The organism is Mesorhizobium sp. P2_D1 (assembly GCF_056404455.1).
The window spans coordinates 128505-139368 of record NZ_JBFUDZ010000010.1 but is presented as its reverse complement, the minus strand read 5'-3'; the positions used below and the strand labels follow the sequence as shown (position 1 = coordinate 139368).

10 protein-coding genes are annotated in these 10864 nt (G+C 58.9%); 7 read left to right on the top strand and 3 right to left on the bottom strand.

Features of this window, described 5'->3' with window-relative positions; translation table 11 throughout:
* The 7 genes from AC1D0I_RS10825 to AC1D0I_RS10795 form a co-directional block, all read left to right on the top strand.
* Positions 1–211: hypothetical protein (locus AC1D0I_RS10825; RefSeq protein WP_477394982.1), on the top strand; the 211-nt coding region annotated here is incomplete at its 5' end.
* 32 nt (positions 212–243) lie between these two features.
* A complete protein-coding gene (locus AC1D0I_RS10820) occupies positions 244–732 on the top strand; it encodes a TIR domain-containing protein (protein WP_477394980.1) in 489 nt (162 codons plus the stop codon).
* Between the two features lie 3 nt (positions 733–735).
* Complete coding sequence (locus AC1D0I_RS10815; RefSeq protein ID WP_477394978.1) at positions 736–1377, top strand: Nmad2 family putative nucleotide modification protein; 642 nt, start codon at positions 736–738, stop codon at positions 1375–1377.
* 115 nt (positions 1378–1492) lie between these two features.
* Positions 1493–3922, top strand: a complete 2430-nt coding sequence (locus AC1D0I_RS10810; protein WP_477394976.1) for a patatin-like phospholipase family protein — start codon at positions 1493–1495, stop codon at positions 3920–3922.
* Positions 3923–4001: 79 nt separating this feature from the next.
* On the top strand, positions 4002–4571 hold the full coding sequence (locus AC1D0I_RS10805; protein ID WP_477394974.1) for a toll/interleukin-1 receptor domain-containing protein: 570 nt from the start codon (positions 4002–4004) through the stop codon (positions 4569–4571).
* A 13-nt stretch (positions 4572–4584) separates the two neighbouring features.
* A complete protein-coding gene (locus AC1D0I_RS10800) occupies positions 4585–5187 on the top strand; it encodes a TIR domain-containing protein (RefSeq protein ID WP_477394973.1) in 603 nt (200 codons plus the stop codon).
* A 139-nt stretch (positions 5188–5326) separates the two neighbouring features.
* Positions 5327–6349, top strand: a complete 1023-nt coding sequence (locus AC1D0I_RS10795) for an IS110 family RNA-guided transposase (RefSeq protein WP_477394971.1) — start codon at positions 5327–5329, stop codon at positions 6347–6349.
* Between the two features lie 505 nt (positions 6350–6854).
* Here AC1D0I_RS10795 and AC1D0I_RS10790 read toward each other — a convergent pair.
* The 3 genes from AC1D0I_RS10790 to AC1D0I_RS10780 form a co-directional block, all read right to left on the bottom strand.
* Positions 6855–7307 (bottom strand): nucleotidyltransferase family protein, encoded by a 453-nt coding sequence (locus AC1D0I_RS10790; protein WP_477394969.1) that lies wholly within the window; start codon positions 7305–7307, stop codon positions 6855–6857.
* 123 nt (positions 7308–7430) lie between these two features.
* Positions 7431–9398, bottom strand: a complete 1968-nt coding sequence (locus AC1D0I_RS10785) for an AAA family ATPase (RefSeq protein WP_477394967.1) — start codon at positions 9396–9398, stop codon at positions 7431–7433.
* Between the two features lie 799 nt (positions 9399–10197).
* The gene (locus AC1D0I_RS10780) at positions 10198–10863 is read right to left on the bottom strand and encodes a hypothetical protein (RefSeq protein WP_477394966.1); all 666 of its coding nucleotides are present in this window, start codon (positions 10861–10863) and stop codon (positions 10198–10200) included.
* Position 10864 lies beyond the last annotated feature (1 nt).

Genomic DNA, 10864 nt, shown 5'->3' with positions numbered 1-10864 from the left:
CTTCAGGGCTGTGATGGATGCGGTAAATGGTGTGACCAAGGGTTCCTTCCTCACGGCCAGGAAAGCTCAAAAATTCGAAACGATCGCTCGCCAACTTATCTTTGAGTGCCTGTACGATCGTCGTTTTTCCGACGCCATCCGGCCCTTCGAATATAAACAGATTTCCCGCCATGAGGCTCCCCAAACAGTCGCGCCGAAATTCAACCAGTGATATACATTTCGTCAAGTATTCGGAGAAGTGAAATGTCGGGAAGGCGCCACGTTTTTATTAGTCACCATCATGCCGATGACGAACACGTCACGAAACTAACCGAGTCGCTTGCCCGCAAGGGATACGAGATCAGGAACAGCTCGATCAGGGCGAAGCCAGCGAACCAGGAGAGGCTGGATAAGGGTCTGGTCAGCGACAATGCGATCAGGCGCCTTCTGAGGATGAAAATGTCCTGGGCGTCGACAGTGATCGTCCTGATCGGAAAAGAAACCCATGCGCGCCCTTGGGTGAACTGGGAGATTCGGAAGGCGCACGAACTCGGAAAGCGTATCATTGGCGTATTTACCCGCGGGGGAACGGCGGCGGATATACCGCCCGCCTTCGAGGATTATGGTAGCGATCTCGTAAACTGGAATCCGGACGCGATTATCGACGCGGTGGAGGGCGCTGACCCAGATTTCCGTGACGCCGACGGATCTTCGCGTACCCCTGTCCACACGTCCTCCACTTCGCGATGCTGATCCGTGGCGGTCTACATGTATGTTGTGGCACGCGACTTCGGTTTCGCCCCAAATCCTTTTCATGGCGTCTGCACGCTCGCGACCTGTAAGCCAGTTGTGAGACGCAAGGCAAAAATTGGTGACTGGGTGATCGGGATGGGCGGCGCGAAACTCGATGCGGTGGGACGCTGCATTTTTGCGATGCAGGTCACCGGAGCCATGTCATTCAATGAATACTGGGCAGACCCAGGGTTTCGGGACAAACGACCTGTCCGCAACGGCAGTCGAGTAATGATGCTCGGCGACAATATATATCACCAGGAGGACGGCGACTGGAGGCAACTTGACTCACATCATAGCCGGCCGAACGGATCGCCAGATCTTCACAATATTAGCACAGACACTGGAGCCGACCGTGTTCTGATATCGGAGAAATTCTTCTATTTCGGCAGGTCCGCGCCAGAAGTTCCGAAAGCAATACTTGAGGAGATTCGATACACGAACTTGAGGGGACATCGAGTCTATCTGAACTATGAGTGTAAGGGGCTCCTCAACTGGCTTACGACTAGCCAATCCGCTTACCTGAACCGGGTCGTCGATGATCCCTTTCAATTCAAGCAAAGCGCGGCCCGTTATTCGGTCAGTGACGACAAGATTTTCGACTAGGCGCTGCCGAGAAGAAGCCATTGCGGGCGATGGCACGGGGGCATCCACGCTACGCGGCCCGCGGGAATGCAGCTTTTAACTAGCTTTGTGGCCGATGATGATCGGGCAGGTGAAAATGACGAGCGACACGATCCGATCAAAACTGGCGGAGCTATCTGCTACCGATATTTTCGGGGCGAATTTTCTGTCCGTTTTCGGCGACAGCATTTGGAGTAGTGACACCGCCAACCAAACGGCAGCTCATCAGTTTCGCGTAGAGCTGATTTCCCGTATCGCCACGGCCCGCCTCGCATATGGTAGTRGAACCGAGAAACGCGCGCTTGAAAGCGTGGCCGAGCTGTTTGGCAAGGCGCGAGCGATCACGGCAAACAATGTGGGATGTGGCACTTTCGAAATCCTCGTTTGGCATACCCTGAATGTGGAAGTTAGGCCGTTCACAGCGAAATGGCATCCCTTGAGTCGAAGCGGCGTTCTCGACGCGCTGGACTCTAGCGATGTGTTTCGCACCGAACTATACCAGATTCAGGACATCCTACGTGTACTGGAGCGCGCGCTTGCGCTGCTCACGGGAACGGACGCTTCCTACGACCCGAGCCGATCCGCGAGCCCTGGGGTGGGCGAAAATCCGCCAAGGGAAGCTGAATGGCGACCAGCCGGTGGCCATGAAACCTATGGCGATCATGAGAGAGCGGCGGTCCAGCGCCGGAGGGAGCGATATGGGGTGTCCCATGGAGACTGGGCAGCGGGAATCGCGCTGTCCGGAGGCGGAATACGTAGTGCTACCTTCTCGCTTGGGGTCCTCGCCGCGCTTTCACGCAAGAACCTGTTGCCACAGTTCGATTATCTGTCGACGGTATCCGGGGGCGGATACGCAGGATGCTTCCTTACGTCACTGCTAGGTACTTCCAACCCTCCCGAAGGGTTTGGGTTGCTATCCAATCAAGAGCCTTTCAAGCGGACAGAACGAGAATCCGATTATTTAGCACGCGTCAGGCAACGGGCTAGCTTCCTTTCTGCGGGCTTCGTCGAGCGATTGCTCTTAGTAATGCGCTCTATGTACGGCGTGTTCGTGAACGCAGTCCTTGCACTCAGCGTGATAGCCTTTATCGCGGCCGTCGAATTGGCTGGCAGAACTGGCATACAGCATTTCGAGGTGCCTACATGGCTTGGATGGGTGTGTCCCATCTTGGCCTTGGTCCTTTTGAGCAATGTCTCCCGGCAAGAACGGCTGCAACTGAGCGAACTGACAGTGTGGCATCTAAGTCTCGGATTCCTATTTTGCCTTCCACTGCTTTGGGTCGCTTTCGGAGCCTTCCACGTCGGCATTGCACGCCTTACCGGCAATTTCGCGCTCGCTCGTGAAGTCGGCCCATTGTTAGCGACGCTTCTCGTGGGCGCGACCGCCATCGCTGTCCTGGGATCAATATTCGCGGTGTTCGCGCGGGCGCGATCAATCGTCATTCCTTTCGTTACCTGCGCCGTTCTACTGCTTGCCGAGCACGCGTTCTACGCATCGTTCGAGGCTCAAGGCTTTTTGGGCGATACCAATGTCTCACCCAAACTCAGCGAGTTCGAGCCGGATCTCTCTTTTTTTCCCATCATTAATTGCGCGCTTAATGCACCAGGATCTGAAGACCCCAGAATGCGAGGCCGTCTTTGCGACGTGTTTACCTTCACGCCGCTGATCACCGGCAGCAATCTCATAGGGTATCGAGATACCAAGGCATGGGAGGACCTAAATCCCAAGCTTGATCTCGCAGCGACCATGGCTCTGTCAGGTGGAGCCGTATCTCCGCAGATGGGACTGCGGACCACGAAACAGGGGAGTTTCTGGCTGACACTTTTCAACATGCGCCTCAATGCCTGGCTGAGAAAACCTGACATGGCAGAGAATGATCAAGCGGCGGCGCACCGGCGCCGCTGGCGTCGGGATCCGGGCATCCAGTATCTGTTCCGCGAATTCATGGCGACCGCCAGTGAGCGACTCCCTTATGTCAACATCTCCGATGGCGGGCATATCGAGAACCTGGGTGTTTACGAGCTCCTCCGCYGACGTTGCAGATACATCGTCGCGGTTGACGGCGAGGCTGACCCCAAAATGACATTCCATGCACTCACCAACCTGCAGCGGCTCGCTTACATCGACATGGGGATTATGATCGACGCCGAACTTGACGAGATCCGGCTGCTCGATACCGGGTTTAGTCGTTCACACTTCCGCTTCTGCCGAATTCGCTACCCCACAGGAGACGCCAGGGAGCCGTGGGAAATCGGCTATCTGCTTTACGTGAAGCTCTCGCTCACAGGTAACGAGGGAGAGTTCCTGAGGAGGTATCGACTCGACGAGCCCTCGTTTCCGCATCACTCGACTGTCGATCAATTCTTCTCCGAGACTCAGTTCGAGGCCTATCGATCGTTGGGAGAGCACATTGGGGACAAGCTGTTCATGAAAGCCATCATTGGGGACCTTGCGACCGACTCGATTGGCGTCGAAGAGTGGATGCAGAAATATGCCGAAAACTTCGGCGAGATCCCGCCGACCTAAAAAGTAGCCCAGTCATAGGGCGCGCGGTATTTCTGGATATACCTGTGCTAGACAATCGCTCATTCTGAATGGATCCGACATGCCGACAATTACAGAAGACCGTGCCCGAAGCCGCGCCAGACGCGTGACGACTTATAAATCCGCGCCGACAATCCTGAACGAGGCAACACGCGATTTCAGTTCTTCTAAGACCTACGATGTCTTCCTCAGCCACTCAACGAAGGATGCCGAGGTGGTTCTCGGGATCAAACTTATCCTCGAGGACCACGGACGCTCCGTCTACGTGGATTGGATCGAGGACCCAAACCTTGACCGGACAAATGTCACTCCAGGAACAGCTGAAACCCTGCGCAAAAGGATGCTGAGTTGCCTCTCGTTGATATATGTTCATAGCGGCAACTCCGCGGCGTCGAAGTGGATGTCGTGGGAGCTGGGATACTTTGACGGATACAAGGGCGCAGTCGCCATTCTTCCAGTGACGAAGAACGAGGAGACGTCGTTTTACGGTCAAGAATACCTCGGGATTTATCCCTGGATTGACGAAAACGCGCTATCGCTAAAGGAATTGAGGGTGCACCGCTCCACATCTGACTATAAGAGTTTCCGGGAGTGGACCGGCAACGCGCAAGCGTTCAGGAAGACAGGTTAGGACGGCGCGCCCGATGGCTCGGAGAACGTTCTTCTCATTCCATCATGATGAAGACAAGTGGCGCGCATGGAACGTGCGCAACAGCTGGGTTGTCCGTCCGCAAGATCAGATTGATCGTGGCTTCTTCGACAGCAGCGTGTTCGAGGCAGCGAAAAACGAGAGCCCCGCCGCGCTCAAGAATTTCTTGCGCAATAGCTTGGAAAACACGTCCGTGACATGCGTACTTTCTGGAAGGCTCACGTGGCAGAGACGATGGGTCCGATACGAGATTGTTCGTAGCGTTCTGAAGGGGAATGGGCTGCTCACGGTTGACGTTGATGGCGTCAAGAACGTCGCGGGCGAGGTCGGCCCAGAGGGTGCGGATCCATTGGCGCAGGTGGGGCTCTACAAAACGTCAAGTGGCATTTTCTTCGCCGAATGGAAGAGCGGCAAATGGATAAAGTATGACGACTATACCCTGGCGGTCTCGGTAGGCGACCTCTGGTTCAAACCGCCGACCAGTGACACGGTTGTCGAAATCTCTAAGCATTATATTCGTTACAACTTCACGAAGCAAAACGGTCGCAAGAATATAGGTGGTTGGATCGAAATGGCGGCGGGTTTGGCTGGACGGTGACTTCCTGTGTGGCCAGGCTCACGCCTATCCATGGCGGCTTTTGCAATCACGCCACCTGCCTGTCCGCTTCTGATGCGGTGGACGGCTCTCCTCCCTTCCTGCGGTATGATCGCGGGATTAGAGCTGGAGGAGCGCTATGATGAGCAACGTTACGACAATCGGTCTGGATATTGCGAAGTCCGTGTTTCAAGTCCACGGCGTGGATGCGGCTGGTGAGGTTGCAGTTCGCAGGAAGTTGACGCGTGGGCGTGTGCTGCCGTTCTTTGAGAGCCTGCCACGTTGCCTGGTCGGAATCGAAGCCTGCAGTTCGTCGCATTATTGGGCGAGAGAACTGACTGCACGTGGCCATGATGTGCGGCTGCTGCCGGCACAGTATGTGAAGCCGTATCTGAAGCGGCAGAAGAATGATGCTGCAGATGCAGAGGCGATCTGCGAGGCCGTGACAAGACCGACGATGCGCTTCGTGCCGGTGAAGTCGCCCGAGCAGCAGAGTGTGATGATGCTGCACCGGGTTCGATTGATGCTCAACCGCCAGCGGACACAGATATCGAACGCGTTGCGGGCGCACCTATCCGAGTTCGGGGTCGTGGCGCCGATCGGGCGTAATGGAATTGAGCAACTTCTCGTGGTCATCAACGACGAGAACGATGCCAGGATACCGGCCGACGCACGGCTTTGCCTGAGGATGCTGGAAGCACAGCTTCGTGTCGTGAAGGAACAGATCCTCGAAAACGATCGCCGGGTCCGTGCGAGTGCGCGAGAGACCGAACTGGGTCGCAGGTTGATGGAGATTCCGGGCRTTGGCCCGCTGCTGGCGAGTGCGTTCGTTGCGACCGTCGCCGATCCGCACGCATTCAAGTCGGGGCGATGCCTCTCGGCTTGGATCGGGCYCGTGCCGAAGCAGAACTCTAGCGGGGGCAAGGAGAAGCTCGGCAGCATCTCCAAGGCCGGCAATCGCTACCTGCGACAGTTGCTCGTGGTCGGCGCCATGGCGGTCATCCGCTATGCCGAACGGAACGGGACCAGGCGGCCATGGCTGGTGCAACTGATGGCGCGGCGAACAACCAAGGTCGCGGCGGTTGCGCTGGCTAACAAGACAGCCCGCATGGTCTGGGCATTGATGACCGGCGGCGAGCGCTACAGGGAGCCGGTCATCGCATAGAACGAAACAAGGCGCGGGATCGCCAACGAGGTTGGAAAGGGCGGACAGGAGCTAATGCACAAAGCCGGTTGAAACCGCCGGATCAGGAAAACCCACTGGGGCCGTGCACTATAAGTGCGAGCTTTCGATCGGGACCTGAAACGCGCGAATGGCATTATGGCCAGCGGCACATGAAGGCCGCACCTACAGGTCGGATACATGGCCGCACCAACCAGCAACTACAAAAGCTCACAAATCCCTTGCCAACGGAGAGCCGTCCATACACGGCCCCATAGGAGACGTTCAGGACCTTGGTGCCGCGTCGGCTGCTGGCGCTACTTGCTCGTTCGGATCGAGGAAACGAGCAACAGCATTTCAACTATTGCGGACCTTATATCAGCCCCCGTGGCCCGTCGGGACAATACATCGTGGCCCCTGTCTCCCGATTGTCTTATCCATGAGCCTCAGGCGCGAATTCATCGGGGCGCGCGCCAACGAGGACGATCGCGTCGGCGGCCACGCTTTGCTACCAGGGATCGCGTAGGCGGGAAAGGCGGACAATGTCCTCGCGAGCCAGCCCGACCACGGACGGAGAAAATCCAAACAATTCGCCGGGTTCGACGAGTACGTCCCTCATCGCCGCCAACATGCCCTCAAGGATCCCTCTTTCTGCGACAACGACGACATCCAGGTCGCTGTCCGGCCGATCTTCGCCACGTGCGACGCTGCCGTAAATCCAGACGGCGGTCACCGCGGGACTCCCATCTGATGCCGCCGAACGGACGGCTTCGCAGAGCGACGCGAAGCGGATTTCCTCCGCTTCGAACAATCCCTCCAGGGACGAGGCCAGCGGATGTTCAATGCGAGCGCGGTAGAGGTGGACACGGCCGCTGCCCACCTTGGCGACAATGCCGCTGGCCTCAAGGTTCTCCAGAGCCGCACGCGCGCTCGATCCGGCAAGGCCGCTGCGGCTGGCCAAGGATGGCGCGGACAGGAGGCCTCCGTGCCTGAAAAGTTCGCGCAACACGCCGACGTTGGCTTCGGTCCCGAAAATGGCCGTCAGCGGGTATCTCTGAAAGCTGCGAGAGAAGGGCGAGCCACGTTATCCCGCCTTCTTGTCGGGCTCGTCGACCAACTTCAGCCGCGGTTGCTGCGCGATCAGTTCCTCGACTGCCTCCGCCGACAAACTCCCCTTCGCCACCAGGGCTCCCGCAATACGCTCCACCTCCTGCCGATGCCCCTCGACAATCTTCTTCGCCCGGGCGAACTGCTCCGCCAGCACCTTGTCGACGCGTGCATGTAGGAAACGGTCGACCCGCAGGGCGCTGAACAGTTCGTCTTCGTCCTCGGAAGCGAGATAGGCGAAACCCTCTCCGAGGCCGTAGGAGGCCTCGAATGTGAGCGCCGACAGCGTCGCGCTATGAAGGTCGGACCCAGAGGCACCGCCCCCACCCGCTGAGCGGTCTCCCAGCATGACTTCCTCGGCCGCGAGGCCGCCGAGCCTGACGGCGATGTCGTCCAGCAGCTGCGTCCGCGTGCGTTCCCGCATCGGATTCCCATTGAAGAACACCCCTCCGCCGTCCTGGAGTTCGGCCACGTTCGGGGCGACGGTACTGGCGACGGAAACCGACACGATCTCCCCTGCGTTCAAGTCAAGAGCGACGACGGTATGTCCGGCCTCGTGGACTGCCGCCCTTCGCCGCATTTCGTCGGGAATGGCGACCCGGACGGGCAGCCCGCCGGATAGGTCGTCGAGCGTCAGATCCCGCCGCTGCCGCCGCGCGACGCGCCTTCCCTGCCGCACCAGTTGCTCGAGCGAGGCGCCGTTCCAACCTGCGGTCGCCGCGGCAATGCCAGACAGGTCGGCATCCGGAAGCAGACCCTGTAGGTGCCATCGCAGGATTCCCTCGCGCCCATTCAGGTCGGGCAACGGGATGCGAACGTGCCTGTCGAGCCGGCCGGCACGGACGAGTGCGGCATCGAGCTTGTCCGGGTGATTGCAGGCCCCGACAACGACGACCCCTTCACGCCCCTCTGCCCCGTCGATGCACTCGAGCAGAGCGGCCACCACTTCCGTGCAGTACTGGGCGTTGTGGTCGCTGAATTTCTCGCGATCGCCCACGGCGTCGATTTCATCGATGAAAATGATCGACGGCGCGTTCTTCCTCGCCTCGTCGAAAGCTGCGCGCATGGCCTTCAACAGGTCTCCGAGATGCCCCTTCGCTTGCCAGCGACCGAGCGAGCCGAGGACAAGGTGAACGCCGCAGGTCCGCGCCAGCGCACCCGCGAACGTTGACTTGCCCGTGCCGGGCGGCCCGCTCAGCAGGATGCCACGATCGACGTCTTGCCAGCCGATCCTACCAGCCGCCCAGTCGGCCAGGTCGGTCGCCAGTTCCCGTCCCCACTCTCCCGCCTCGCCGAGGCCGTGGAGGTCATCCAAAGTGGGCCCGAAAACCTCCTTCGGCTTCGGCTTCGGCGCGACTGATCGCTTCATCATCTCGATGGCCTTCGCCACTGGTCTTCCAGTGCGGAGGGCGGAGGCGACGATCGATAACGGCACTGTCGCGATGAAATCTGCCTGTTCAGGCGTAACCGACAACCCGAGGCAAAGCCTCGCCCCAGCGATGACGTGGCGTGGCAGGACGGGGTCGACCTCGAGCATTGCGTCGGCCGCGTGACTGAACGTTTCCGGGACAGCGGCTGCGTTGTCCGCCACAAGGATCACGCGCAACTTCCTGACCAACGTTCTGGAGAGGTCGGGGTCGTCCACAGTCCGTTTTCGTTCGCTTGTCCGCAGCAGGACTTCCGTTGAGTCGAGATCCCCGTGCGTCACAATGGCTGGGCCGTGCGCCGCGTAGCGTGCCGCGTCTTCGTAAATGGCGACATCCGCTCCGTTGGGCACTACGAGCCCGAGGACGATGGGTTTGAAATTCCGGAACTGCCAATGGGGACGGCAAGAGCGCATGATCGCGCAATAGGCGAGGAAACGTGGAAGGGAACGGAAGAGCTTTCGTCGGAATGCGGTCTGGTTGCTCCCCGTGGGCTTCTCAACAGTCTCGTAGCGGATCATTTCGACACCTCGTCGAACGAGGCCGTCGCCGAGGGTTCGGCACGGCCATGAAAATCGGAAAGGACGGACAAACGGGCGCGTTCAGGCGCCGACGGCCGCGTGTATCAGCGGACGGCAGGCATGCCTCGTCGTCTCGGATTTTCTGGAGGTGCGGATCACGGTGGTTTCCTCGGTCATGCGCTTTGCGTTCTCGTCCGCCTGGATGGCGACTGCGGGAGCGGTCAGCGTATGAGGTCGAGGTACGGGTGCGTGATCATGGGCGGAACGCATAGTGAACAAATGGTAAGGCGTCAATGGGCCGACTAAGTTGGTATCGTTTCAGCTTGAATTTCGGTTAACGGTGCTCCCCCGCCGTACAACTCGTTGACGGGGAACCAGCAAAAAGCGCCATTCCTGACAGTCGGGCTATCGCGGTAGCGGCCGTTCGCCTTATAGCTCAATGGGGGCCAATCCCGGAAACTTCGGTCGCACTGGATGTGGATCTGTGCCTTTGGGGACAAGCAGCGTTGTTGCTCAGGGGATGACATATGAATGGGCGGCAGCGATATATCGTGGCCTCTGACTTCCTGGGGTGTTGATCACGATCCTGTTCCCCGTCATGCGCGTTCGTTCGCGACCGCCAGACGGCGGCGCGCAAGCGGATCAGAATATGAGGTCGAGGTGCAGATGGGTGATCATGGGGCTGGTGAAGGCCTTTTGGTTTGCGTCCCAAGCGCAATCGATCGGGATCCGCAACAGATCTCAAGCCGGTCGGCCAGCGCCCGTCTGGAGCTCGCATATGGTTAGCGGCACCAGGTTCTTAGCATTCCCTATCGGGTTCGAATGGCAACGATCGCTCGTCGTAGCTCCATTCTTCCGAACTACCTAGTCGCCTCTGAAGCTCTCGGATCGATGAGCGCAGTTCAGGTGGCTGGATGGGCAGAGCTTTTTCCTTCTCTGCTTCCCATGCCGGCTGGCCTTCTCCCGCGCTCATCCCCAGCCCAAGCCGCAGTCTGGAGCGCTCTGCGGCATCGAGATCGAGCGCAGCGAAAGCCGCGCCAGGCTCGACCTCGATGCCGAAAAGCCACGCAATGCGCGTTGCTGCTGCGCCCGTCGAAGGCGCTATGAGGAGAAATGTCGATTCATCGGGTTTGCGGCCAATCAGGAGGGTATCGCCCGCCGTTGCCTTCCGGGTTACGGAATTGTCGTAGTAGTAGAGCCGGTACTCCGTCCGGGTCGGATGACGCGCTCTCGCATCATACCACGTCAGCATCCCCCTTTCAGACAGGAGCTGCCCCGCATTGGACATCCAGTAGAAATCGGTATCCAGACGCTGCGGCTGCTCACGGCCGAACAGCTCGATCAGAGGACTGGAGCCGTTAAACTCATGCTGGTTGGATCTGACAGCATCGACTTCGACAGGGCTCAGCCGCTTGAAGACGATCCCCCTGAAAAGGTCAGAAAGCACGCCTGTGCCGGTTGCCAAA

Bases quoted from the DNA above. Each gene is read 5' to 3' on its own strand.
- AC1D0I_RS10820 (WP_477394980.1), top strand. From the start codon at position 244: ATGTCGGGAAGGCGCCACGTTTTTATTAGTCACCATCATGCCGATGAC.
- AC1D0I_RS10805 (WP_477394974.1), top strand. From the start codon at position 4,002: ATGCCGACAATTACAGAAGACCGTGCCCGAAGCCGCGCCAGACGCGTG.
- AC1D0I_RS10800 (WP_477394973.1), top strand. From the start codon at position 4,585: ATGGCTCGGAGAACGTTCTTCTCATTCCATCATGATGAAGACAAGTGG.
- AC1D0I_RS10785 (WP_477394967.1), bottom strand. From the start codon at position 9,398: ATGATCCGCTACGAGACTGTTGAGAAGCCCACGGGGAGCAACCAGACC.